This window comes from Methanococcoides sp. LMO-2, assembly GCF_038432375.1.
In the GTDB taxonomy this organism is placed as follows: Archaea; Halobacteriota; Methanosarcinia; order Methanosarcinales; family Methanosarcinaceae; genus Methanococcoides; species Methanococcoides cohabitans.
Genome location: NZ_JBCAUS010000002.1, coordinates 764813 through 790928, shown reverse-complemented (window position 1 = coordinate 790928; position 26116 = coordinate 764813). Strand labels below are relative to the sequence as shown.

The 26116-nt window shown below is 46.2% G+C and carries 24 protein-coding genes and 1 pseudogene; 8 read left to right on the top strand and 17 right to left on the bottom strand.

The genetic code is table 11. The annotated features are described in order from the left end of the window. Positions 1-35: 35 nt before the first annotated feature. The gene (locus WOA13_RS04000) at positions 36-581 is read right to left on the bottom strand and encodes a ferredoxin domain-containing protein (protein ID WP_342126687.1); all 546 of its coding nucleotides are present in this window, start codon (positions 579-581) and stop codon (positions 36-38) included. Between the two features lie 88 nt (positions 582-669). Here WOA13_RS04000 and mobA point away from each other — a divergent pair, with 88 nt between their 5' ends. The 3 genes from mobA (at position 670) to WOA13_RS03985 (ending at position 5903) form a co-directional block, all read left to right on the top strand. Beyond that, positions 670-1284 carry a molybdenum cofactor guanylyltransferase gene (mobA, locus tag WOA13_RS03995; RefSeq protein ID WP_342126686.1) on the top strand — a complete coding sequence of 205 codons (615 nt, stop codon included), beginning with the start codon at positions 670-672 and terminating at the stop codon, positions 1282-1284. Between the two features lie 618 nt (positions 1285-1902). After that, complete coding sequence (locus tag WOA13_RS03990; protein WP_342126685.1) at positions 1903-2727, top strand: CbbQ/NirQ/NorQ/GpvN family protein; 825 nt, start codon at positions 1903-1905, stop codon at positions 2725-2727. Positions 2728-2732: 5 nt separating this feature from the next. Next, positions 2733-5903, top strand: a complete 3171-nt coding sequence (locus WOA13_RS03985) for a nitric oxide reductase activation protein NorD (protein ID WP_342126684.1) — start codon at positions 2733-2735, stop codon at positions 5901-5903. Between the two features lie 91 nt (positions 5904-5994). On the opposite strand, the gene WOA13_RS03980 is transcribed toward WOA13_RS03985, so the two are convergent. From WOA13_RS03980 to WOA13_RS03925, 12 genes and pseudogenes are all read right to left on the bottom strand, one after another. After that, a complete protein-coding gene (locus WOA13_RS03980) occupies positions 5995-7230 on the bottom strand; it encodes an MBL fold metallo-hydrolase (protein WP_342126683.1) in 1236 nt (411 codons plus the stop codon). A 21-nt stretch (positions 7231-7251) separates the two neighbouring features. Beyond that, complete coding sequence (locus WOA13_RS03975) at positions 7252-9474, bottom strand: DNA topoisomerase I (RefSeq protein ID WP_342126682.1); 2223 nt, start codon at positions 9472-9474, stop codon at positions 7252-7254. Positions 9475-9619: 145 nt separating this feature from the next. Beyond that, a complete protein-coding gene (locus tag WOA13_RS03970) occupies positions 9620-10408 on the bottom strand; it encodes a succinate dehydrogenase/fumarate reductase iron-sulfur subunit (RefSeq protein WP_342126681.1) in 789 nt (262 codons plus the stop codon). Further along, the gene (locus tag WOA13_RS03965) at positions 10408-12084 is read right to left on the bottom strand and encodes an FAD-dependent oxidoreductase (protein WP_342126680.1); all 1677 of its coding nucleotides are present in this window, start codon (positions 12082-12084) and stop codon (positions 10408-10410) included. The genes WOA13_RS03970 and WOA13_RS03965 overlap by 1 nt, the downstream gene beginning before the upstream one ends. Then, the gene (locus WOA13_RS03960; RefSeq protein ID WP_342126891.1) at positions 12081-12431 is read right to left on the bottom strand and encodes a hypothetical protein; all 351 of its coding nucleotides are present in this window, start codon (positions 12429-12431) and stop codon (positions 12081-12083) included. The genes WOA13_RS03965 and WOA13_RS03960 overlap by 4 nt, the downstream gene beginning before the upstream one ends. Before the next feature lie 30 nt (positions 12432-12461). Further along, positions 12462-13436: pseudogene (locus WOA13_RS03955) on the bottom strand (lyase family protein); the annotation flags it as partial. Between the two features lie 80 nt (positions 13437-13516). Beyond that, a complete protein-coding gene (locus tag WOA13_RS03950; RefSeq protein WP_342126679.1) occupies positions 13517-15007 on the bottom strand; it encodes a glutamate synthase-related protein in 1491 nt (496 codons plus the stop codon). Positions 15008-15056: 49 nt separating this feature from the next. Beyond that, entirely contained in the window at positions 15057-15218 is a 162-nt protein-coding gene (locus WOA13_RS03945; protein WP_342126678.1) for a rubredoxin, read from the bottom strand. Between the two features lie 31 nt (positions 15219-15249). Then, positions 15250-15687 carry a DsrE/DsrF/DrsH-like family protein gene (locus WOA13_RS03940; RefSeq protein ID WP_342126677.1) on the bottom strand — a complete coding sequence of 146 codons (438 nt, stop codon included), beginning with the start codon at positions 15685-15687 and terminating at the stop codon, positions 15250-15252. Positions 15688-15701: 14 nt separating this feature from the next. Further along, positions 15702-15923, bottom strand: coding sequence for a sulfurtransferase TusA family protein (locus WOA13_RS03935; protein WP_342126676.1), 222 nt, complete (start codon positions 15921-15923; stop codon positions 15702-15704). A gap of 100 nt (positions 15924-16023) precedes the next feature. Continuing rightward, complete coding sequence (locus WOA13_RS03930) at positions 16024-16479, bottom strand: TIGR00725 family protein (protein ID WP_419095402.1); 456 nt, start codon at positions 16477-16479, stop codon at positions 16024-16026. A gap of 64 nt (positions 16480-16543) precedes the next feature. Next, positions 16544-17065 (bottom strand): DUF367 family protein, encoded by a 522-nt coding sequence (locus tag WOA13_RS03925; protein ID WP_342126675.1) that lies wholly within the window; start codon positions 17063-17065, stop codon positions 16544-16546. Between the two features lie 389 nt (positions 17066-17454). On the opposite strand from WOA13_RS03925, the gene WOA13_RS03920 reads away from it, so the two are divergent. The 4 genes from WOA13_RS03920 (at position 17455) to WOA13_RS03905 (ending at position 20183) form a co-directional block, all read left to right on the top strand. Continuing rightward, positions 17455-17802 (top strand): DUF5518 domain-containing protein, encoded by a 348-nt coding sequence (locus tag WOA13_RS03920; protein WP_342126674.1) that lies wholly within the window; start codon positions 17455-17457, stop codon positions 17800-17802. A gap of 70 nt (positions 17803-17872) precedes the next feature. Continuing rightward, positions 17873-18613: a DNA/RNA nuclease SfsA gene (gene sfsA / locus WOA13_RS03915; RefSeq protein WP_342126673.1), complete on the top strand. Its 741-nt coding sequence runs from the start codon at positions 17873-17875 to the stop codon at positions 18611-18613. A gap of 33 nt (positions 18614-18646) precedes the next feature. Further along, entirely contained in the window at positions 18647-19273 is a 627-nt protein-coding gene (locus WOA13_RS03910) for a class I SAM-dependent methyltransferase (RefSeq protein WP_342126672.1), read from the top strand. Between the two features lie 73 nt (positions 19274-19346). Further along, complete coding sequence (locus WOA13_RS03905) at positions 19347-20183, top strand: MBL fold metallo-hydrolase (RefSeq protein WP_342126671.1); 837 nt, start codon at positions 19347-19349, stop codon at positions 20181-20183. Positions 20184-20217: 34 nt separating this feature from the next. On the opposite strand, the gene WOA13_RS03900 is transcribed toward WOA13_RS03905, so the two are convergent. Next, positions 20218-21426, bottom strand: a complete 1209-nt coding sequence (locus WOA13_RS03900) for an MFS transporter (RefSeq protein WP_342126670.1) — start codon at positions 21424-21426, stop codon at positions 20218-20220. A gap of 126 nt (positions 21427-21552) precedes the next feature. Here WOA13_RS03900 and WOA13_RS03895 point away from each other — a divergent pair, with 126 nt between their 5' ends. Beyond that, a complete protein-coding gene (locus WOA13_RS03895) occupies positions 21553-21729 on the top strand; it encodes a PLDc N-terminal domain-containing protein (protein WP_342126669.1) in 177 nt (58 codons plus the stop codon). Positions 21730-21864: 135 nt separating this feature from the next. Here the strand turns inward: WOA13_RS03895 and WOA13_RS03890 are convergent, their stop codons facing one another. The 3 genes from WOA13_RS03890 to WOA13_RS03880 all read right to left on the bottom strand — a co-directional run bounded on the left by WOA13_RS03890 (position 21865) and on the right by WOA13_RS03880 (position 26086). Beyond that, positions 21865-22083 (bottom strand): hypothetical protein, encoded by a 219-nt coding sequence (locus WOA13_RS03890; RefSeq protein ID WP_342126668.1) that lies wholly within the window; start codon positions 22081-22083, stop codon positions 21865-21867. A 231-nt stretch (positions 22084-22314) separates the two neighbouring features. Then, the gene (locus WOA13_RS03885) at positions 22315-23589 is read right to left on the bottom strand and encodes a Glu/Leu/Phe/Val family dehydrogenase (RefSeq protein ID WP_342126667.1); all 1275 of its coding nucleotides are present in this window, start codon (positions 23587-23589) and stop codon (positions 22315-22317) included. A 199-nt stretch (positions 23590-23788) separates the two neighbouring features. Beyond that, positions 23789-26086 carry a CDC48 family AAA ATPase gene (locus WOA13_RS03880; RefSeq protein ID WP_342126666.1) on the bottom strand — a complete coding sequence of 766 codons (2298 nt, stop codon included), beginning with the start codon at positions 26084-26086 and terminating at the stop codon, positions 23789-23791. Between the last annotated feature and the right edge of the window lie 30 nt (positions 26087-26116).

Genomic DNA, 26116 nt, shown 5'->3' with positions numbered 1-26116 from the left:
CGTAATCCTTATCTCTAACACTTCTCAATAAATTATTATTTCCTGTCAAAGAACAGGTTCTTGCCCTTGATACTGAGGGGCATCCCGCATACGACGTCAGCGTCCAGAAGTCCGGCTGCCAGTGCGCCTGCGCCCACTGAGTACATCACTCGGTTGTCCACACAGAGGTCCTTTGCTTTTGCAGCAGCGCTTCCCAGTGCAATGCCCATGTCGATATATTTGAAAGAACAGTTAGGTCCGGTAAAATCAACATTTACTTTTGATTGCTCGAGCATGTTCTTGCAGCTTTCAAAGCCACAGGCTCCGCAGTTGAGCCCTACGACACCTTCGGTCTTGAAGCCAATAAGTATGACTGCATCTGCATTGCGGACGTTCTGTGCGTCACGTTTGAAGAAAGCAAAACCTTCGCCTTTCTTTTCTGCCATCTCTTCCATGGAAGAGGCAAGTACCTCAATATCGTTCGCTTCCAGCAATGCTGTCACGATATCATCTTTCCCTTTGGCTTTAGGAGCTGTCCTTGCTGCAACAAGTATCGACTTTGCAAGCATATCAATAGTTTCGGATTCAGGATTCAGTTTCATGAACATCTTTATGTTATTTTCAGACTTAATATTTCTGCATAACAGGAACAAGCATCTATTTGTATTATCGTCCTAATTAAAGTTCAGGATGACATTATCTGCACTTATCCTTGCAGGCGGACGCGGCAGGCGTCTCGGGAATATGGAAAAGGCCCTGATGAACTGTGATGGAAGATCTTTACTGGAGCGTACCATCAACATACTTGATGATATCGTTGATGAGGTTCTGGTCTCTGTCAGGGATGAAGAGCAGGAAAAAGAGTTTGAAGCGTATGCCTGTGGCAAGCAAATGGTCCGGGACAGCTATTCTGACATCGGTCCCCTCGCAGGAATTCTCGAGGGTTTCAGGGCAGCAAAAGGAGAGTATATCTTTGTGACTGCCTGTGACATGCCTTTCATTGATCCTAAGGTTGTAGAGTTCATGTTCCGCTGTGCAGAAGACCATGATGCGGCAGTGCCGCTTCGTTCGGACGGATCAATGGAGCCATTGTGCGGTGTCTATCGTGTTGAACCGATGCTGCCTTTGATAGAGATGTCGATAGCTTCAGGCAAGAGGTTCATACTTGCTCCTGTGTTTGAACTGGACGATGTTGTGGGCGTTGAAATGGAGAATATCCGTGAGATCGATCCTGAGTTAAAAACTTTTATTAATATCAACACGTTTGATGATATGGATGAACTGGACATCTGCCAGGACGGTTGAAGCCAAAATGTGCTGACATTCTGCATTTCTCTTTATTATCTCTAAACCTGGCAGAAATAAGTTATTTTTGATGTTTCTTTTTGATGCTGATTTTTTCAATCTCGATGCAATATCTATTTATATAATCACTCCTCATCATTATTATGGGGATGTTAATACATCCCATAAATGCAGGCAATTAAGCTTGATACAAGAGGGGAACAATTTGAGAGATTCAGAATCAGCACGACAGGAAGAAGAGTCCGGGCAGATGATGTACGAAGAAGAATATGACGGCTTCTATTCAAGTTCAGGGCAGGCGTTTATCAGGATACCGATGAAATAATTGGACTTCCAATATTTCACCATATATGGTCGGTTAATTGGTCAATAGATCGATCAATTTGGTAATCTGTAGTAAGCAGTTTGTTCAGCAAAAGGAATTTTCTTTTTTAAAATCTTCTTTTTGCTTTTCACTATTTTATTTTGATCAGCTCACTATCATTTCATTTCAGGTTTCAATTATATTGTTCCAACTTAATTCTATCTGGTCATTTGTTTTCGACTCATCTCTTTCATCTGCAAAATGTTATCAACTTTGAGCACCAAAAATATATTAAAAATTTAAAAGTGATCCCTATGACCGATATTATCTGTTCCCAGCAGCGTGTTGAAGAATGCGTTATCAAAGAAGAGCCATATTACGTTCCTGTGGGAAATGAGGTAGAGGTGTTCAGGGTTGCTTATGAGAACAAGCTGCCTGTGAGCCTTAAAGGACCAACAGGTTGCGGGAAAACACGTTTTATCGAATACATGGCCTACCATCTGGGAAGGCCCCTTATTACCATCTCGTGCCACGAGGATCTCACAGCTAACGATCTCATTGGAAGGTTCCTCATAAAAGGCGAAAGCACCGAATGGAACGACGGTCCCCTTACCGCTGCCCTGAAAAGCGGTGCCATCTGCTACCTTGACGAGTTCGTTGAGGCAAGGATGGATACAAGGGTAGTGATCCACCCACTGACGGATGACAGGCGGATCATGCCCATTGAGAAGCTTGGTATCGTACTTCAGGCGCCACCCGAGTTCATGCTGGCGATCTCCTACAATCCGGGCTACCAGAGCGTGCTGAAGGACCTGAAGCAGAGTACAAGGCAGAGATTCGTTTCCATTGATTTTGACTACCCGCCGGCAGAACTTGAGGCCACCATCGTTGCCCATGAGAGCGGTGTGGATGAGGATACTGCCCGGACCCTTGTGGATATCGGACATCGCATACGCAATTTCAAGCAGCATGGCCTTGAGGAAGGGGTAAGCACACGTTTGCTCATATATGCAGGCATGCTGATCAATTCAGGCATAGAACCTCGTGAAGCATGCAGGGTTGCCATGATAAAACCGATCACTGATGACAATGATCTACAGAAAAGCATCGATGAGATCATATCAGCTATCATGGAGTGAAGAAATTGTCGCAGGATGAAGAGAAATCCTCTCATCTTAAGGCTATAATTGAGAGCCTGGACTCAGCAGCCCTGCTGGATGGTCTTTCCTCTGCAGAGGTTTCAGATATTTCTGATGGATTTGAAAAACTTCCTGTGGAAATCCTTTCATCTTTCATTAAAGACCCATCCTTGATTGAAGAATGGATGGAAATGACAGGCGAAATCAGGTACCTGAACCTTAGTGCCGGGAAGACATTTCTTGGAAGTATCGGAGCTCTCTATCCTTTGCTGGATAAAGATTTGCTGGATATCTGGTATCCGATGGTAAAAGATGTGGCCGGGAGAAAATGGAGGATTGCTGTTGAGTTTATCGAACAGACAGCAGATGTATTTTCTGTTCTGCCGGAACACCAGCGAAAGATCATTTTGTTAAGATCAAAGATATTTTCAGATATAGATCTTCATCTCTTTCTCACGTTCTTCTCAAGCGCACCTCTTGTGGTGGCCGCAATCAACAAAAGCGAGTTTGACGGGTGGGTGAACATTGGAAAGGAGCTTGCCGATGAGGATGTTGAAGTGGGGAATTTGTTCCTGAAACGAACGCCAAAGTTCATTGGCAGGATCGATATTTCAGAACTTGAAGAGTACATGGAAAAGGGCAAAGACCTCTTTTCACACGAGGAACATGAGTCTACAATCACTTTCTATGATTCTGTTCTCAGGGGCCTTGAAAAGGATCTCCGAAGGTATGACCGGGAAGAGACAGTACATCTGATCGATATTGGCGTGCAGCTTACTCAAATCTGCTGGAGATGTGTTGAGAGCTTCTTTGAGAATGCTCCTGAGGCGCTTACTCATCTGGAAGATGAGGAGTTCGAAGAGTGGATCTCTGTTGGGATGAGCATTTCAAGAAGCTCTACATTCTACGGTTCGAACTATTTCCACAGTTCTCTTTCTGTATTGAAGAACATGGGCCGGAAATACTATCCTCTAATATTTGCAAATGCCAATCTCCTGACGGAAAAGAATAGTATGCTTGCAGGAATCTATTTCTCTATCCTGTCGGATGTACTGCTTAACATACACCCAAAGGAGATCGGGAAATGGGTACGTATAGGCATTGAGGTTTTCAGAAATGACAGCGAAAGCGCATTCAATTTTTTCAGGAATTCCCCTTCCCTTTTAAAAGATCTCGATGTAACAGAACTTGATGAATGGGCAGAAAACGGCCTCTCAATTCTCGGATCAGACAAAAGTGGGGGTAGGTCTTACTTCTCCCTGAGGTCAAAGAGTGCGACGGAGTTTGTTGAAAAACTGATGAGTGGTGTTGCTCTCAAGCGTGTGTCAAAGGTTCTTAAGTATTACTCAGTAGGTATAGCGGGAGTTAATTTCACTATACGCTCAAAGAGCTTCCTTCCCGGTGATTTCAGCAGGTATCCCAATCCTATAGTGTCAGGCAGGACGATCTATCTGGAACCCACTGTAAAGGGATATGGTGATTTCGAGGAGAACTTCACGATCTACAAATTGAGTGTGATGCATGAAGTGGGCCACATCCAGTTCGGAACTTCGGCTTTTGAGCCGGATTCCATCCTGCCAATACTGGAAAAAAGAAACATCCGACTTCCTGAAATTTCCAATATGTCTGAGGGCGCAGAGGTGTCGTCCTCCCCAGAAGATCCCACTTTTGAAGTTCCGGGAATTGCCTCCATTATCGGAAAACTTCCTGCACCGTTCATTGCGGCTGACATAATGGGAATTATAGAAGATGCAAGAGTAGAATACATGACAACATCATTCTACAGGGGATTGCGCCGGGAATTTGAGAAGGTGAGATTGCAGATGTCACAAAAAAGACCTGCACCTGCCTCTGATATTGGCAGTTTCATGGAAGCTCTTCTGTTTTCTTCTGCAGGTATTGAGCTTTCTTTCGACATAGGAAATGATCTGAAGGGTCTCGTTGAACAGGCTCAAGAAGATCTTCAGAATGAAGTTTTCAGGCCGGGGTCATCCACACTTGATTCACTTGAGGCAGCTTTTGATATCTATGACATGCTTGTCGATCATTTAGGTCCTATGGAATTGCTGGAATATGAACCGATCAGGAATTTTGAATATCGTGGGATGGGTGTTGGTTATGTTAATGTCACCCGGACTGCTGATGAGGAGTTCACAGAACAGGTTCTGGAATCATTTATCCCTCTGGCCGTCCTGCCGGATGACGAGGAGCTCATGGAGGACAGGCAGGGCAAAGGTCCGGAGTATGCAAATTCGAAGAACTGGGAAGTACTTGGCAGCTATAGTTACGATGAATGGGATTCCCGGATGCAGGATTACAAGAACGATTGGTGTACTGTCTATGAAGTATCTCCTTCAGGTACTGACAATGAGTTCTACCTCGACTCCAGGGAACATTATGCACGTGAGATCACCCAGATAAATCGCATCTTCAAAATGATGAAACCTGAGTCCTTCCGCAAATTAAGAAGGCAGCTGGATGGGGATGATTATGACCTCGACGCTTTGATCGAGGCTTTTGCTGACAGGAAGTGCGGTATCAATCCTACGGACAGGCTATACATAAGAAGGGACAAGCGTGAGAGGGATGTTGCAACCCTTTTCCTTCTGGATATGAGTGCATCAACGAAAAAGAAGCTGGATAATGGCCGTCGGATACTTGATGTGGAAAAGGACTCCCTTATTATTATGACACAGGCACTTGAGAGCATAGGCGATAAGTACGCAATAGCAGCTTTTTCCGGTAATACAAGGTCAGATGTCGAGTTCTACACAATAAAGGAGTTCAATGAGACCTTCTCAGAAGAAGCGGAATGCAAGATAAGTGCTCTTGAACCTGCACTGAACACGAGACTTGGTGCTGCTATAAGACATTCTATCTACAAGCTCAAAGGCATTGATGCAAAGGTAAAATTGCTTGTACTGCTTTCAGATGGCGATCCTTATGACCTTGGTTTTGCCGATGGCAAATACGAAGGTCAGCATGCTTTCGAGGACACAAGGGTTGCAATACAGGAAGGCAATGCTCTTGGAATGCACTTCTTTTGCATAACGGTTGACAGTGAGGCTGGTGAATATCTGGATTCCATCTTCTCAGATGTGGGTTATACAATAATTGATAATGCAGCCACACTTCCGGAAAGGCTTCCTATGCTTTACAACAGAATTACAAGTTGATGTGATAAAAATAATTGATAGTTATTTTCTAAAAAGAAAGTGAAATTGCAGCATTTTAAGCTACAATTCATTGGTGAGAACCTGTGGAAAGTTAGATCGTAATTTCTTCACCGTTGGCCGGCGCATATCCTTCCACACCGATCTCTTCAGTGACCCACTCAGCAAATTCCTCAGCGTTCTCTCCGTGCATTGTGAAGACCCTTTCTCCACCTTTGTCACAGAAATCCTTTACAAGCTGCTTGAGCTCGCGGTCACCGCAGTGGCCTGAAAAATCATACTGTTCGACCTTCATGCGGACTTGCTGGATAACTCCATCGTTGTCAATGATGCCGGTGTCCAGAAGCATCCTTCCGTTGGTGTCCTCTACCTGGTATCCTGTAAGCATGATCTTGGAATTCGGATCCTTGTATAGCTGGTTGAGGTAGTAAAGTACGGGTCCGCCATTGAGCATTCCGGCAGTTGTTACTATCACTGAACCGTGGAGTGAAACACTTTGCCTTTTCCTGCCCCTGACGAATATTGCCTTATCGAATGCATGTTTCAGGTGTGTGGGGTTCTTCAGGTAATCGGGATGTTTCATCAGGAGCTTGTAGATTCCTACTCCCATTCCGTCCACATAGCAGGGAATTCCATAGTCACTCAGGAGCATGAGTATTTCCTGTGTTCTTCCGATGCCAAAAGCAGGGATAAGGACATTTCCTCCCATGTCCAGCGTATCCTTCAGGGAGTCGATGAATTCTCTCTCGGTCTCCTTCCTGGAAGGATGGTCTTCATTGAAGTATGTGCTTTCTGTTATGAGGGCAGTTGCCTTTGGAAGTTCTTCTGCTGTGGGAACAAGCCTTGTATCGAGGGTATTGATATCACCTGTATAGACTATGCTCTTCCCTTCCTTTTCAAGATATACTGCTGAAGAGCCGGGAATGTGACCTGCATTATAGAACTGGGCGGTGTACCCGTGGGTATGGAATTCCACACCATAATCTATCATTTTAGTGCACAGTGTCATCTGCTGGAGTTCCCAGCCGGTGTATGGTGCGGACCTACCTTCCCTTTCTGCTATTGAAAGGGTGTCCTTTGCCAGTACATGTGCAAGATCCGCAGTTGGTGGTGTCATAAAAATATCTGGTTTCATGTCCATGAGGTTTGCAACAGCACCACAGTGGTCCAGATGGCCGTGTGAAACAAAAACAGCTTTAGGACGGACATCGTTTATTGGGTAGAGTGTATTTTCCCCCGGCTTGATCCCGTAATCGACCAGTATCTCGTCATTCACAGTAACTGCAGAACGTCCGACTTCCTTACAACCGCCTTTGAATCCCAGTTTCATCTTATCACTTCTTTTGTTTGTTTATGCAATTGCTTCCTGCCATTTCATGATCTTTCCCACGGATATTCCCGTGCTCTTTGAAAGTTCCCTGGCATTGACCTCTTCAAGTTCATCCACAGTTGAAACGCCTGCATCCTCCAGCTTTTTAGCTGTAACTTTCCCGATGCCGGGAACATCCGTGATCTTCTCGGGTTTCGGGCTTTCAGGCTGCTTGCGCTTCTCTTCTTCCTGTGTCTTCTTCCATTCGATGAAATTACATTGAGGGCAACCAAGATCCCATGGTCGCTTACCTGGATTTATGATCTTGATGTGGTTGATACCATGCTCCTCACAGACTTTATCGGTCACAATGACCTGTCCGCTCTTTGGAAGTGGCAATGAGAAATTACAGTCAGGGTAACCGTCACAACCGATGAACCTCGAACCTCGTTTTGAACGCCTGACCATAAGCTTTGAGCCACACTCCTTGCAGATACCGATGACCTTGTCCTCGCGAAGGCCTGCACGCAAAGATTCTGATATTTTTTCCGTATTCTCCTCGAATTCGGCAAATACATCATGTAGCATCTTCCTTGATTCGGTAAGGACATTCTCTTCCTGTATCTCGCCTTCAGCAATACTGTCCATGTCCTCTTCCAGCTTGCTCGTCATGTCATGTTTTGTAATGGTAGGGGCATATTTCTCGAGCGCCTCTACCACTGCAAAAGCCGTTTTTGTAGGCTGGAGCGGGTTACCGTGGACGTATGCCCTTGAATAGAGCTTGCTGATGATATCGTGACGTGTTGCCTTTGTTCCAAGTCCCAGCTCTTCCATGAGCTTGATAAGTCTTCCCTGTCCGTATCTTCCAGGTGGCTGTGTCTCCTTGTCCAGCATTTCCTTGCCCTTTATGCTGAGCACATCACCTTCTTCAAGTGCAGGTAGAAGCCTGTCCTGTGGAGCATTGTATGGGTAGTACCATCTCCATCCGGCATGAAGCAGTCTTGCACCGTTAGCCTTGAACTCCTCACCTTCGATGTCGAACCTGACCTTCAGGGTCTCCCACTCTGCTTCTTCAGCAAAGGTAGCAAAGAACCTTCTGACCACCAGTTCGTAGAGCTTCCATTCCTGGTCGTTGAGCTCGCTCTTCTTTGCAAGGGATGCAGGATAGATAGGAGGGTGGTCGGTGGTCTCTTTCTTACCACGGGTCGGTACGAGCTTGTCCTTTGCGAGCAGTTTTTCAGCATATTCCTTGAAAGTGCCTTTCTTGAATACCTCGATCTGTGCTCGCAGGTCAATGGATTCCGGATAAACTGTGTTGTCAGTTCTCGGATATGAAATGAAACCGCTTGTATAGAGCGATTCTGCGATCCTCATGGCATTAGCGGCACTATAACCGATAGAACTTGCAGCTCCGATGAATTCGGTGGTGTTGAACGGCGTAGGTGGCTTGTCCTTCTTCTTCGACCTGACAACTGAGGAAACAGTTGCATTGTCACCTATGATGTCCATTACCTTTTCAGCCTCTCCCCTGTCCCAGAACTTCTGGGTCTTGTGCTGGATATTGAAGAGCTCTCCACTCTTGTCCCTGAGGGTTGCATAGATCTCCCAGTATGGTTTCGGGACAAAGGCCTGCCTTTCCTTTTCCTTGTCAACGATCAGTGCAAGTGTTGGTGACTGAACCCTTCCTACGGAGAGGAAAAGCTTGCCCAGCCTGCCTGCTGAAATTGAAAGGTATCTTGTGAGCGATGCACCCCACACCAGGTCAATGACCTGTCTGGAATGACCTGCATCAGCAAGATTGAAGTCAATGGCTGCAGGATTTGCAAATGCATCATCGATCTCCTTCTTTGTGATCGCACTGTAGAACACACGGTCAAAGTCAACTTCCGGATTCACTTTCTTGATGATCTCCAGTGCTTCGACACCAATAAGCTCTCCTTCCCTGTCGTAGTCAGTAGCAATGGTTACGTGAGTTGCTTCCTTTCCCAGTTTTTTAAGGGCATTCACGATCTTTACGTGGGTAGGTGTGGTAATGACATCTGCATCGATGAGCTCCTTTGACTCTACTTTCTGCCAGTTGTTGTATGCTTTAGGGAAGTCCAGCTGTACAATGTGTCCGCTAAGACCCATAACAACTGTCCTGTCCTCGTCCTTGAACTCATAGGTGTCCATTCCGCTGACACGGACCTGCTTTGGTTTCTTAGGTGCAAGGATGGCTGCTATCCTTTTGGCTGCAATGTGCTTTTCTGCTATGATAAGATGCATCGAAAACTCCGATATGATCAATTTGTAAATATATGGAACGTCATGACGTTGCCGGTGAATTTATAATAGGTATGCAGATGTTGAAAAATCTTTATATAATAAAAAGTTTTGTATCACACTAATATATTACTATGCTATACCAGTGTTATAATTTCATATCATTCTTTTTGTCTTCCTTTTTACCGCTTAACTCTATCCTGTTTCGAAGTTCATTGATACTCAGGGTTGGTGCCACTTTTTTCGGGCACACTGCAACACATTTGTATACAGTATCACAACCCCATACCCCGGAATTCGAATTAACTATGTCTAGACGCTGTTCTCTGTGTCCGTCATCTTCCCTGGGGTCAAGGTCAAAACGCCATGCTTTTGCAAGGGCTGCCGGTCCGTAGTATTTTTTATCCCTTGCTGCAACAGGACATGATCCGTGACATATCGCACAGAGGATGCAGTTCGTATATTGCTCAAGCCTTACCTGCATCTCCTGGTCTACAATGTTCTCCTTTTCAGGAACATCCTCTCTTAGCTCAAGCCAGGGTCTTACACTGTCAAGAAGGGAATAGAACGCTTCCATATCCACAACAAGGTCTCGTATGACTTCCAGGTTTGGAAGAGGTTCGATCAGTATCTCATCATTGCCCTCTTCGTTCATCTTGTTCGCGATCAGTACTTCCGGGTTACCTTCGTTGGTCGGTTCTTTTCTCAGATCAGATATCTGCGTCCTGCAGGCAAGTCTTGGGACCCTGTTGATAAGCATTCCGCAGCTCCCACAGACAGCACCCCTGCAGGAGTATCGGAAGGTCAGGCTTCCGTCCAGCTTTTCCTGGACATAGAACAATGCTTCCAGCACGGTCATACCGGGTCTGTCTTCGACCTCAAACACCTCGTACCAGACCTTTTCCCCATCCTGTCTCCTGATCTTCAGTTTCATCATCAGTACGTCCTCCTCTGTGGCTGGAATGTCGTTATGTTTACATCTTTGTATTCCAGTCTGGGTCCTTCCGGTGTAAGATAGGCGAGTGTATGCTTCAGCCAGTTCCCGTCGTCTCTTTCAAGGAAATCCGTCCTGTAATGGGCACCCCTGCTCTCCTCACGTACAAGTGCCCCTAATGCGATCGAATGTGCCAGGTCCAGCATGCCCTTAAGTTCGATAGCATTGAGCAGTTCAAGGTTGAATTCCTTTGCAGTTGTCTTTACCTTCAGGGACTTTGCTTTTTCTTCCAGTTTTTTGATGTCTTCGATTGCCTTCTGAAGCTTCTTCTTTTCCCTGAAAACACCAACATTCTCCTGCATGGTCTTCTTTAATTCCTCACTGATGCCGGAGTAGCTTTCACCATCGCTTCCCATCATATCCGAAATGGCAGTTCTTTCATTGTTAAGGGCCTTCTCCAGAGGATCATCATCTGCTTCTTCCAGTGATGCAACATAGCCTGCTGCATGAACTCCTGCCCTTCTTCCAAAGACCACGGTGTCAAGAAGGGAATTTCCTCCCAGTCGGTTTGCACCATGAACACTTATACAGGCACATTCGCCAACTGCATAGAGACCGTTTGCAGGGGTTGCACCGTCCTTGTTAGAACTGATTCCCCCCATGGAGTAATGCTGTCCTGGCTGTACTGGAATAGGTTCCTCAACGGGATCGATGCCTGCAAAATCGATGGAGATCTGTCTTATGCCTCCCAGCCTTTCTTCAATAAGATCTTTCCCGAGGTGTGTGATGTCCAGATGGACATATCCTCCGGGAAAACCTCTTCCCTCATCGATCTCCTGTTGTATGGACCTTGCAACGATATCTCTTGGAGCAAGTTCCATCGAAGAGGCTGCATAATCTTTCATGAACCTTTCATGGTCCTCGTTGTAGAGGTAACCGCCTTCACCCCTTGCACCCTCGGTGATTAATATATTGGTTCCCCAGAGCGTTGTGGGATGAAACTGCACGAACTCCATGTCCTGCAATGGCACTCCTGCGCGGTAGGCAAGGCTTATTCCAAATCCCTTGTTGATGATAGCATTGGTAGACTTCTCGTAGATACGTCCGTAGCCACCTGTGGCAAGGACCGTTGCCTTTGTTTTGAAGACTTCCAGTTCGGAGTCCAGCAGGTTCATGGCCACAAAGCCCAGACACCTTTTGTCCTCGATTACAAGTCTTGTCACAAGCCATTCTCTGTATACCTTGATACCTGCACGCAGTACTCTTTCATGAAGAGTATGGAGAAGGTTGTGTCCGGTCCTGTCCCCTGCATAGCAGGTCCTCGGAAAACCCGCACCTCCAAAGGGGCGCTGTGCGATAGTACCGTCATCCTTCCTTGAGAAATTGGTACCCCAATGTTCCATTTCAAGGACCCTGTCTGGGGCTTCCCTGCAAAGAATCTCCACCGTATCCTGGTCTGCAAGGTAGTCGCTTCCCTTTACGGTATCGAATGCATGGGATTCCCAGCTGTCGTCTGATCCCAGGGATGCGTTGATCCCTCCCTGTGCGGCTCCGGAATGGCTGCGTATGGGAGGTACCTTGGAGATGATAGCAACATCAACTCCCTTTTCGTAAAGTTCGATAGCACATCGCAGACCTGAAAGCCCGCCTCCTATCACTACTACATCGTGTGTTATCATTTTTTCACTCCCGTCATACTGAGAGGATCAAGAAGCTCTTCTGCTTCCTTTTCATCCATTATGTCCATCTCCTTTACGATCTCGATTATGCTCCTGTTCTTCCGGTGTGCAGTGTATGCGATCTCTGCTGCTTTCTCATAACCTATGCTTGTTGCAAGTATAGTGACAAGAGCAAGACTCTGCTTTGATAGTTCCTCACATTTTTCCCTGTTAGCGGTGATTCCCCTAAGGCACTTTTCCGTAAACGATATGGATGCACCAGTGAGTATTTCTATTGAGCTGAGAAGATCATATGCAAGAACAGGGGTGAATACGTTAAGCTCGAACTGTCCACCCTGTGCCGCCATGGTTATTGCCGTATCGTTCCCGATGATCTGGAAGCATGCCATGTTAAGCATCTCGGCCATTACCGGGTTCACTTTTCCGGGCATGATGGACGAACCGGGTTGTACTGCCGGGAGGTTTATCTCCCCGATACCTGTTCGCGGACCGCTTGAAAGAAGACGCAGGTCATTTGCTATCTTGATGAGGCTAACTGCAATACCTCGCATTGCAGCCGATGCTCCGAGGATCGCTTCTGCGGACTGGGTGGCCTCAAAAGGATTATGGGCAAGCCTGAAATCCTGCCCGGTGATCACTTCCATCTCTTTTATTGCGATCTGACTGAAATCTTCCGGCGTGTTAAGTCCGGTACCGACGGCAGTACCACCCATGTTCAGTTCCTATAGGCCATCAAGAGAAACCTCGAGCCTTTTTATTCCAAGCTCTAACATTTGTGCATATCCGGAGAATTCCTGGCCGAGCGTTACGGGTACTGCATCCTGCAGATGTGTTCTTCCGGGCTTGACAATGTCCATGAACTCAGATGATTTCTCGGCAAGAACGATCAGCATTTCCGCAAGTGCGGGCATGAGCTCTGCATTGATGGTTTCCACAGCTGCAATGTGGATAGCAGTGTGTGTGGTATCATTCGAGGACTGTGACATGTTCACATGGTCGTTCGGGTGAACGATGTCGTAATGTCCCTTTTCAAAACCAAGGATCACAAGTGCCCTGTTGGCAATGACCTCATTCGCGTTCATGTTCTGCGAGGTCCCTGCGCCTGACTGGAATGCGTCCAGCACGAACTGGTCATCGAACTTACCTTCCCTCACTTCGGATGCGGCCCGGATGATGGCATTCCCTTTTGTGCTGTCAAGCTTTCCAGCTTCCATATTGGCATGTGCGGATGCCATCTTTATTGCAGCCTGTGCTTTTATGAATGAAGGTGGAAGCCTCTGGTTGCTGACCTTGAAATTTTCAACTGCTCTTGCTGTCTGAGGACCATAATATGCATCCTCAGGTACTTCCACTTCCCCAAGTGTATCTTTCTCTAAACGGATATAACCCCCCCGTTTGCTTGCTTTCTATTATTTGCTGTTTACATTATGTATCAGACATGTTCTATCTGCGTATGATCTGAAATTTCAGAATTCGTAGTGCAAAGATCGTTGATGCTTAATTTGTGGACATCATCATTTCCTGTTAGCCTTGCGAAGTTCTCCAGCTCCTGCGTGGACACTCTCAGGAAGTTCTCCAGCTTCTTTGCAGAAATATCGATCTTCAGTCTGGCACGAAGCTCAGGGTCCTGTGTTGTGACTCCTACCGGACATTTTCCAGTATCACATTGCCTGTATTGCTGGCATGCACATGCCATGAGTGCCGCTGTACCTATGGCAATAGCATCTGCGCCAAGTGCCAGTGCTTTTGCAAAATCGGAAGAAACCCTCAGGCCACCGGTGATGATAAGAGAAATATCTTTAATGCCTTTCTCATCAAGGAATTTCCTCGCACGGTAGAGTGCAAATATGGTCGGGATGGATGTTGAGTTCTTGACGAACTTCAGTGCAGCAGCAGTTGCTCCGGGTCTGCCATCGATTGTTATGAAATCGGGCTTTGCATAGACAGCAACCTCCATGTCAGCTTCGATATTGCCTGCTGCCATCTTGATGCCGATGGGCTTTCCTCCTGAGGTTTCCCTAAGCCATTTGACCTTTGCCTTCAGATCATCCTTGTCCCTGATATCATCAAAATGAGCCGGACTCACGATGTCAGTGCCTTCGGGGAAGCCTCTGATCTCTGCCAGCTCGTTTGTGACCTTCTCTGCAGGCAGGTGTCCTCCCATGCCGGGTTTGGCTGACTGGCCGATCTTGATCTCGATGGCATCCACTTTCTTCAGGTTATCTTCGGTAACGCTGTACCTGTTCGGCACGTACTCAAAAATGTATTTGTGAGCTTTCTCCATGCTCTCTTTAAGTATTCCGCCTTCACCTGAGCACATTGCGGTCTTAACGGCAGCACTTCCCATTGCAAGGGATTGTTTCACTTCCTTTGACAAAGCCCCGTAGGACATATGGGTAATGAAAACAGGAGTTTCAATGACAAGAGGCACTTTTGCTTTTGGTCCGATGGTAGTTGTAGTATTGACAGGTTCATCTTCGTTGAGGGGGATCTTTGCAAGCTGTGCTCCTTTGATGAGGATATCGTCCCAGGAAAGTACATCCCGGGTAGTTCTCATCGGCTCGAGGACGGATTCGCCGGTAATTGAGATCCTATGGATGTCGTCCATATAGGATTCGATAGTGTCTGAAGTCCTTTTCCACTCTCCCAGGTAACCGCTGATATCTACTTTCCCATACTCTGAAACGGTGATCTTGCTCTTTGTTCCACATTTCGGGCAGGTCACGACCTCTTCCCTGGAAATTTCCTCTACCTCTTCTTTTTCAACAGGCTTCTGATGGCTTTTGTCTGCACCACATATCGGGCATCGCCAGTCATCAGGAAAGTCGTCCGGCTTTGCACCGGGTTTAACTCCGGTGTTCGAGTCTCCTCTGGAATCATCATATTCAAAAGCACCACATACGTCACATCGGTATTCGGTCATCCCGAAAAACGCCCCCTGCTATAATTAGAAAATTAAAAGAAAAAAGTGATCAGACTGGCATCAGGTGGCTTTTATCTGCACCGCAGATAGGACATTTCCAGTCATCCGGGAAATCTTCCGGTTTTGTTCCCGGTGCGATGCCCATTTCAGCGTTTCCTTCCTCGTCGTCGTACTCAAAGACGTTGCATACGTTACATTTGTATCCTGTCATTTTAGTTCCCACTCCTTTTGTTAACTTTTATTTAAATGAAAAGTGTTATCTTCGCATCTCTTGCCTCATTGACATAGGTGCCCACTGCGCCGTACTCATCGATCCATTCGGTACGTAGCTCGTCGGCCTTAACTCCCATGATCTCCATGGTCATCTCACAGGCGAGTATCTTTCCACCCAGTTCCTTGTAGTCGTTCATGAGCTTTTCAAGAGAAGCGACATTTGCTGCTTTCATGCGTTTCTTTATCATCCACTTTCCAAGTCCCAGCATATGCATCTTTGAAAGAGGGCCTTTTTCAAGTCCGCCTTTCTTAAGACGCTGAAGTCCCCAGAAAGTAAAATACATGGAAACATCCATTCCCATTGCAAGTGCCCCGTTCCCAACAATAAGAGCACTGTAAAGTTTATCCATATCCCCACTATGGACAATAATGACGGCTTTATCGGCAGTCTCTGCCATGTCGGTCATATTAACCTCTCAAGTTATCTGCGTATCTTTATTTTCCATTCATCGTCCTTTCCTTCAACATCAATAACCTCAAGTCCAAGTGCTTTACAGGCCATTGGTATTTCTTTTTTGGACGCTGGATGTGTTCCAAGAACAGTTACTTCATCTCCCGGAGCTGCCTTCCTCAAAGCTTTTCGGCACTCTACGAGAGGAACAGGACATGTCTCTCCTCTGGTGTCTATTTCAATTTCTGCCATACTTTTTACCTCCCCTGTAAGTCTGTTCAGGTCATAAATGTGATGTAGCACCACAAATAGGTCCCAAATAAAATATCATTATAATACTATTAAAGTATTGTTACCTTGTCAAAATCAGCCGCATTGCGATCTCGACCGCATCCTCGGGGCTTGCTGCAACCCATGTGCCCTCGATATCCCACTTTGATCCAAGTGTTACCACAGGCTTTCCCATCTTGAGTGAAAGGGCGATCTCAGAGAGTGTACCATATTCCCCGTCCACTGCGATCAGTGCATCACAGGACTGTGCAATGATGGCATTCCTGGCATGTCCCATTGCGGTGACGATAATATGATCGATATACTGGTTAGCATCCTCTTTTTGCTTGCCGGGAAGGATGCCGATCGTCTGTCCACCTGCTGCTTTGCAACCCTTTGACGCAGCTTCCATCACACCACCAAGGCCTCCGCAAATAAGGGTAGCATTTTTCTTTGCGATCCCGGTACCAACGGCTTCAGCCATTTTTGATACCTTTTCATCACATGAACCTGCACCGATAACGCCTATTTGTATCAATATACCGTCTCCTTTGTGCTTATCAGATCTACTTCACCCGATGTATTTTTCCAAATTCAGTTTGTCAGAAATATTCAGCCTGTATCCTGACAATATCCTTGCTGTCCTTTGCTTTTGAATAATCTTCAAGGGGCTCTTTATTGACCTCGAGGAACGTATGTCCCCAGTTGAACTTTGACAGGATCTCCTCCGCATGTTCCTTATTGCCAAGTATATATAGGGCTGCTGCAAATGCTTCTACAGAGTTGAGTTTGAATGGGCGGCCAAAGTTCACGGGATTGGCAGCCACGAGATAGGGTAGGGCCCGGTGCTTAAGTTGCAGTCTCAAGAGCTGCGGGAAAACTTCCTCAACGGTTTCCCAGGAGCAATCAAGAACAGTGATATTTTGCTCGTTCCTGTCTGCCGGGGACAGTGCCTGTTCTGCCATTGGGTCGAGAAGAATTGAGCCACGAGGTATCTTTTGTACTTTGTCGAAAAGCCGTGCAAGATCAAACCTTGCCATCTTTTTCCCGGTACACTTCTTCGGATCACACTGTCGGGCGTGATAGATGTGAAGATGATATTTTTTCACTTTCTGGTTATCCATGATGCATTAATAGTTGTATTTGAGGTTATACTTTTTGGAATCCTGATATTGCAAAATGTAATTATTATTTTAAGAATATCAGTCAACAACCTGTATGTACAGAATAGGCATGAATTCTGATACTGAGAAATCCCAGTATCAGATTCAAAGCGGTGGTAGTATTCGTTTTTCCTCAAAGACATTCTCAGGTTGTTTACAGTTATGTCTTTCAGTATATGCTGATAGGATATACTAATATATAAATGTTAACGGCGTAAACATTATAAAATAACATCGTGATATTCAACCATTTCTCTGATTTTTGTACTTCTTCGATCTTACTTTCCGACAGATAACTAAATAATATGTTCAGCCGTTATATGCACTATATAATTACAGGAAATGTTCTTATGAATATTATAAAAGGAGCAATTGTCGGACTGGTTTGCACAGTGATTCTGTATATGATACCATTGATAAACGCACTTTCTCCTTTCTTTGGAGGCTTCATCGGAGGGTATGTTGCCGAAGAAGGTGCTTTCGGCGGCTTCAAAGTTGGAATATTGATGTCTGTACTGGCAGCAATTCCCGGATTCCTGCTTTCAGGTATTCTTGCAGTCATGCTTGCGGATATCCCTATCCTGGGTGCTATCCTTGCAGGCTCAGGTATTCTCATCACTCTGGTGATCGTCATCTACACTGCGATATTCGGGATCATCGGAGCCGTTGTTGGTGGGGCTGTAGCTGATAACAGGTGAATTGGGTTCTATTCTTTTTTCATTCGCCCTTTTCATTCTATTTTTGGTATCGAAATCATGAGGCAGCAATATGTCTGAAAAAGAAGTGGTTATGGAGATACCCTGGGATGCGGAGGCCAGATTACTTTCCAGGCCCAACCGTTTCTTAGGTGTGGTGGATATTGTATCCTATTCAGGGTCCCCTTCAGAAATACGGGAAGAAAAGGTCCACATACATGACCCCGGCAGGCTTGAGGACCTGCTTTATCCGGGAAACGAACTGTTGCTGAAAAAAGCTTCCAATCCTGACAGGAAGACCGGCTGGGATGTCATTGCTGCTAAAGCTGATGATGGCTGGATACTGATCAATTCAGCATTTCATCGAAAGATCGCGGAATGGGCTATAGGGAACGAGGTCTCACCTTTCCTCAAAGGGCTGGATTCGGTTGCGGCCGAGCAGAAGTTCGGGGATAGCAGACTGGATTTCCTTCTCTTAAAAGGTGAAACTAAGATATGGGTGGAAGTGAAGGGGTGTACCCTGACCAATGGTAACAAAGCAATATTTCCCGATGCACCGACCGTCAGGGGAAAGAGGCATATTGAAGAGCTGATCAAAGCGGTGAAGGGTGGCGATGAATCCCTTCTGATTGTTCTTGTGTTCAGGCCTGATGCAAAATGTTTTGCACCGAACGAGATCATTGATCCTGATCTTGCAGAGGTTTTCAGGGAAGCGGTCAAAGAGGGTGTTAATGTCTGCCCCATGGTGTTCAGTTACGAAGGGCAGGAAATTATTTACAGGGGCCTTATCCCTTTGTGTGACGGATGGGGCTGAGAGTTGTTTATTGATAATATGGAGCTGATGTGATTGGATATCGAGGAAGTTGTGAGAATTCATGCAAAACCTTCAGGTGAGGAAGGCAAGAAAGTCGGTCTTGAGATGAACGAGCACCACTTTGATCTGTGGAAATGGGGTGTAGGGCATATTTCCTTTGAACCGGATTCATGGATACTTGATGTAGGTTGTGGCGGTGGCCGGGCTGTTAGCATCCTGGCAGATCTCGTGGAAGCCGGTAAGGTCTATGGTATCGACCATTCCCCTGAAATGGTAGGTCTTGCGACCGAGCTGAACAGGGCTGCAGTTGAAAGTGAGCATGTGACAATAATCCATTCTTCGGTCTCAGAGCTTCCATTTCCTGATGGGATGTTCGATATGGTCACTGCTTTTGAGACATGTTACTTCTGGCCGGATATCGTAGAGGATCTCAAAGAGGTCAGGCGCGTGCTCAAGGATGGTGGCAGGCTGCTGATAGTCAATGAGATGTACGAGCATACAAGTTTTGAGGATAGGAACACGCCTTACGCAAAAGTGGATGGGATGAATATCTTCTCACCTCAGGACTACATGGATATGCTTGAAAGTGCAGGCTTCTCTTCTGTGGATATCGATGAGGCACCGGAGAACAACTGGATCACCGTTGTCGCAGTAAAATGAAAAAGTGATCAGGAATAACCAGAGGAAATCAACAGTAATCAAAACTGACCAGAATCCCGGACGGTGATTAAAGATGCAGGTAACAGAACACGTACACGCTTTAAAGATACCTTTCAGTCTCACCACCGACTCGGGTATCGTTGTAGAGCGCTTCGTATATTCCTATCTCATCTATGGAAAGAACGTCTACCTTGTGGATTGCGGTGTTGCATCTTCGGAGCATATTATCTTCGACTACATGAAAAGGACAGGAAGGGATCCTGAAGAGATCTCGCTGATAGTGCAGACGCATTCCCATGCAGATCACATAGGTTCTACTCCTGCAATAAAGGATCTGACAGGATGTGAGGTCGCTGCCCACAGGAATGCGGTTGGGTGGATGGAGGATCCTGATCTGCAATTCCGTGAACGTCCGATTTCTAACTTCAGCAATCTGACAGGAGGTCCGGTGAAAGTAGACCGTGTACTTGAGGATGGGGATTTGATCGAGCTTGATGAAGCCCTGTCCCTGCGGGTAATCCACACGCCAGGCCACTCGGAAGGCTCGATATCTCTGCTTTTATCCCCTGATGATGTGCTTTTTTCAGGTGATGCAATCCCTCTTGTTGGTGATATCCCAATCTATGATGATGTTGAAGAGGTCATTTCATCTCTCAGGAAGCTCAGGGAGATCGAAGATGTAAAGTTGCTGTTGTCATCATGGGATGATCCGGTAGGAGGTGATGATGTCTACAAGGAGATAGATAATGCTATCGATTATGTAAAAAAGGTCCATGAGGCGGTTCTGGAATTCTCTCCGGTTTCATGGGAGAGGATTCTTGAAGAGATCGGACTGAAAGATGTGCCTCTCAATCCGCTTGTAATGAGAACTTTCGAGGCTCATTTGAGGACGAAGAAAGATATTTCCTGATCTTTTCAATGGTCTTCTCAGTAAATTTCGTTCATCAGCTAACACTGCTGCCATGAGCTGCATTTCCATGGCTTTTCCTTAATGCGACCCACACCGGGATACCGGATAGGACGATCAGTAGGCTGCTAATGTTGAAGGGTGTCTCAAAGCTGATATATCCTCCAAAGATCCCTCCGATCAGAGGTCCGACGGCCACCCCTGCTGCCTGTGCGCTGGTTATTGTGCTTACCCTGCTGCTCACCTTTCTCTCTCCTGAAAGTTCCACTGCAAGAGCAAGGAGGGGTGTCTCAACTGCTGCCATGGCTATTCCCTGCAGTAACCTCAGCAGGATGAGGGAGCTCACATTGTCCACCTGACCGAGGGCATAGACAATGATCGCGTTGAAGAAGATGCCTGCAAGTATGGGCAATTTCCTTCCGAATTTGTCAGAGAGGATGCCGATAGGTACCTGGAAGACGATCCTTGATATCACGTATGCAGAAATTGCTATCCCCAGGAGGAACTCGCTTGCTTCAAGTCTTGTCTGGTAGGCAGGCAGGAGGGAAAGTATGAGCATTATTCCTACGATCATCATGAACATTGCAATTGAAAGTATCCTGATGATGAAAGGTCCGTCAGTAGAATTATCATCCGTTGTCTTGATCACGGGAGCTTCTGTTTCTTTCACAAAGAGGGTTATGAGTATGGTACTCAGGAGGACCAGACCTGCACTGATGTAGAATCCGGCAACGAACCCATGGTAGGTGATAACAGCACCACCAACCACTGAGCCTATTCCAAAGGCTGCTCCCCTGAGGCTGGAGTAGATGCCTATTGCCTGACCCCGGGCCGTTGAAGCTGACAGGTGCGTGACCATTGTTACGATAGCTGGAATTGTGGCTCCTATGGCAACTCCCTGAACTATTCTGAAGAAAAGTATTGATTCAAAGTTACCTGAGATTGCATAGATGTAGCAGATGATCGCGAATGCAATGTAGCCGGTTGTCAGGAAGACCTTCCTTCTGTCAAGCCGCTCACTAAGCCTTCCCATATATGGCTGGGAAAGGGAATTTGCCAGCCCGAAGACAGTTGTTGCAAGTCCTGCCTTAAGGACGGCCGGCATGTCCTGCAGTATCAGGGAATCCATGTTCGCAACGTACAATGGTATGATGAAGACCAGCATTCCTGTAGCAAGATCCTTGAAGAGCTTGGATATAGAAAGAATGTAGAGCTGGCGATCAATGGGATGGTCTAAAGACGCCATATATTCATTTATTTATGATGTATGGTATAAAAGGAGGTAGGGTTGTGGCCTGTTGCTGTTTTTAAGACTTTTTTAAAGATAAATTTAAATATTAACTCTGTGAATATAACATTGGAGGTTTAATCAATGTTAGAAACAATTTGGGGTCTTATAGTATTAGCTTCAGTTATCTGGGTTATTTATGACGTAGTGACACAGAATCAGAGATTAAGTGGCGGAATGAAAGTGGTTTGGATACTCGCTGCACTTCTATTCGGTATCCTCGGTGCCGCTGTATACTATTTCATAGGCAGGAAAAAATAATTCTGCCAACTTTTATTTATTCTATTCTAATTACCAACAAAAAATATGTTTTTACGACTTCTTTTGAAATGATACCTCGGTTGGCATAAGGTATGTTTTTAAGAAGCCGTTAGCCTGGATTCTGTGATCAACGATTTACTTTTTTTTGGAACGGGCAGCAAGTCCGCCTGCAACCAGTTTGTAGGTCATCAGGTATAATCCGAGGATCAATAATATTATGTTCTGGAAGAGACCAATTCCACTGTTGGACAGGATTGGTATGTTGATACCAAGGAAATTGCTTATGCTGGCAATGACGAATAGGAATCCTGCTACCTCACTAATAATGCTCTGTCTTTTGTCTATTATTCCCATAATTGATCATCCGTGAATCCGATAGTTAGTTCGAAGTTTGTTTGTTATCTGGAAAGGTTTCTTTAAGCATTCGATCTGCACATTTTGGATGCTGACAAAATTGGTTACTGATCTTCTACTCTAATTGGGCTTTATTTGTATTTAATTCCAATGTATGAAATTAATGTGAGAATGGGGAATAAAGAAAAAAGAAGCAACAAAACAAAGCAGAAGAAAAGAAAAAAGGAAGTATCAGAGGTTTCCGCGCAACCTTTCAGCGTACAGTATCCTCTCAACTGAGAACTGCAGTGCTGCACGCCTCATACTGCAATTTTGCTCAAGGCATATCGTGTATACCTTTTCAAATGCTGTTTTCATTTTCTCCCTGAGCCTTTCAAGGACCTTTTCCTCTTCCCAGTAATCCTGGCTGAGGTTCTGTATCCATTCAAAATAACTGACCACAACACCACCGGCATTCGCGAGTATGTCGGGAATCAGCAGTACTTTCCTGTCTACCAACATTCGGCTTGCTTCCATTGTGATGGGTGCATTAGCAAGTTCAAGGATTATCTTTGCTTTAACATCGTTGACATTCTCACGCTTGATCTGGTTTGAAAGTGCTGCGGGTATGAGTATCCCGCAATCGAGTGCCAGAATTTGCTCATTTGTTATGTTCCGGCTCTCCGGGAAATCTATAACGCTTCCGGTTCTGGTCTTGTGGTCGATGACTTCTGTGATGTCCAGGCCATCTTCATTGAATATCCCTCCCGCAGAGTCGCTTACTGCACATATTGTAAATCCCTTTTCATAGAGGATGCGTGCAGCGTTAGATCCCACTTTTCCGAATCCCTGCACCGCAACGCAAAGCTCAGACCTGTCGATCTCAAGCTTTTTCAGGGCTTCTTCAAGTATGAAGACCCCTCCAAGGGATGTGGAATATTTCCTGACGTGGCTTCCTCCCAGTTCCACGGGCTTTCCTGTGACAATGGATGGCGTGTGCTCTCTTCTTATCTTTTCGAACTCATCGAGGATCCAGATCATTATCTGGCCGTCGGTGTATACATCAGGAGCAGGAATGTCCTTGAACGGTCCGATATAGTCTGCGATCTCTCTTATGTATGCTCTTGTGACCCTTTCAAGTTCTCCCCTGCTGAGCTCTTTGGTATTGGCAACAATGCCACCCTTGGCGCCTCCGAAGGGGATGTCTACAAGAGCACACTTAATGGACATAAGGAATGCAAGGTCCTGGAGATATTCAACGGTAAGTTCCGGATGATATCGAATTCCACCTTTGGTAGGGCCTCGTGCATCATTATACTGAACCCTGTGGCCGATGAACATCTTCACCTTGCCGGAATCCATGCGAACAGGGAAATGCACAGTAAATGATCGCTTTGGCACGTCGAGGAGGTCGATTTCTTCTCTTGACATAGCAAGGTGCTCATAGAGGGTTTCCATCTCCTGCATGCAAAGTTTACAGGTAATTGCACTGTCCGAATGTATTCTTTCGATATTATTTGGTATCAAAATCGCACTTCCTGTTCTTCCTTTATGATGCTATTCGATAAAAATACATTTTTCCAAAACAAAATATCCTCTGCCAGGGCCATGTAAAGCTGGCAGATGATCTTAAGGTATTTTTAATTGGTCTGTCTGGCCAATGATCTCTCTTTCTATGCTGAATTACTGTGTTCTGAACACCAATACCAGCATCAATTATCATCGATCAGGCATATACCGGACTCTCTATTTCCCTGGACCTCTTTGTCTTCAGATCTCCTTTCAGGTCCTCGTAATATTTCATGGTGTCAGAGGTAACGGATGCTCCGGTCTCATCGATGGCTTTTAGGAAATGCTTTTGTGTCACCTCTTTTGCCAGCAGGTCCTCGCGAAGGGCAAAGCGTCCTGCTTTTTTACAGACGGATGCAATGTCAGCTCCGGTGTATTTGTCTGTTGTATCCAGGAGCTCCTCAATATTCACATCATCTGCAAGTGACATCTTCCTGGTGTGCACCTCAAAGATCTTACGCCGGGTGGGCAGATCCGGTACCGGAACAAGTATCAGTTCATCGAATCTTCCCGGGCGGATCAGCGCAGGGTCGATAATATCAGGTCTGTTGGTAGCACCTATGATAACAACACCATGGAGCTCTTCAAGACCGTCAAGTTCAGAGAGCAGCTGGTTGACGATACGCTCGGTGACCTGTGGTTCTCCCATTGCTCCTCCACGTATGGGTGCAAGCGCATCAAGTTCATCAAGGAATATAATGGATGGTGAGACCTGTCTTGCACGGGAGAACATTTCGGAGATATGCTTTTCCGATTCACCGTACCATTTTGAAAGCAGGTCACTTCCCTTTGCAGCGATGAAATTTGCATTAGATTCATGGGCTATAGCCTTTGCCAGCATTGTCTTACCGGTTCCCGGTGGCCCGTAGAGCAATACTCCTTTAGGGGCTTCCACTCCGATACGCTGGAAGGATTCAGGATTCTTAAGTGGCCACTCAACAGCTTCCTTGAGCAGTTCCTTGACATCTTCCAGTCCGCCGACATCGTTCCAGCCAACATTCGGGGTCTCGATCATGATCTCACGCATGGCTGAGGGCTCTACATCCTTCTGTGCCAGTTTGAAATCTTCTGCTGTGACGCTCAGCTTTTCAAGAATGTCTTCAGGAATATGTTCTTCTTCGAGATTGATCTGTGGCAGGATTCTGCGGAGGCTTCCCATGGCCGCTTCACGGCAAAGGGCTGCAATATCTGCTCCCACGAAACCGTATGTTGTCCCAGCCAGTGTATTGAGGTCCACGTCATCTGCCAGCGGCATTCCGCGGGTGTGTATCTGGAATATTTCCAGCCTGCCGTCCTGGTCCGGCACATGCAGTACTATCTCGCGGTCGAACCTTCCGGGACGGCGTAGTGCCATGTCCAGTGCCTCCGGGCGGTTGGTCGCACCGATAACGATGACGTTCTTGCGCTCCTTCAGGCCGTCCATCAATGAGAGTAGCTGTGAGACCACCCTCCTTTCCACCTCTCCGGTGACCTCTGCCCTCTTTGGTGCGATGGAATCTATCTCATCAAGGAATATGATTGCAGGTGCATTTTGCTCTGCTTCATCGAATATTTCACGTATCTGGTGCTCGGACTCGCCGTAGTATTTTGACATGATCTCCGGCCCGTTGACCGAGATAAAATAAGCATCAGACTCATTGGCAACTGCTCTTGCCAGCATTGTCTTACCGGTTCCCGGTGGCCCGTGCAGCAATACACCCCTTGGAGGTTCGATACCAAGCCTGTCGAACAGTTCCGGATGCTTCAACGGTAGCTCAATCATTTCCCTTACTTTGGAGATTGCCGGCTTGATACCTCCAAGGTCCTCATACATTACTGTGGGAATGGACTGTTCAGGTGGGAGTTCCACAGCTTCGGGTAGCAGCTGGAGCTCTGTCATTTCTGTTATCTTTACAATGCCCTTTGGGGTCGTTGAGATCACCTGCATCTTGATCTCACCAAGACCGAAGGAATAATCAAAAAGGTCGCTGAACATATCCTCGAGCATCATTCCTCTGGCAGGCTGCTTTTCTTTCGATTTCCTGAAATGTGTGGTGGATATGAAATCTCCCTTTGAAACGGTCCTGTTCCTGAATACGGATGCAAGGATGTTGCTTGAGGCCGAGATGTGCATTCCCTTGCTCACAGGTGCAAGAGTAACATTGATCGCTTCCTTCCACTCTGCTTTCCTGACATCTACATAATCTCCGATACTGATCTTCGCATTGGCACGTATCAGACCGTCCATTCGTATAATATCAAGCCCGGCATCGGCAGGATCAGTATTGATCGCAAGTGCCGAAGTGACACGGTCTCCTTCGATCTCCAGAACCCCATATTCACCGACTTCAAGCTTGTCCCTGTATGCCGGATCAAGGCGTACGATGCCTTTTCCCACATCTTCCTGGGTTGCTTCAGCAACCTTTAGTTTGACACTGTCCCCGTTAGAATTGCCTTTCTCCACACTCATCGGCATCTAGCCATCTCCCACAGATGATTCTACTAT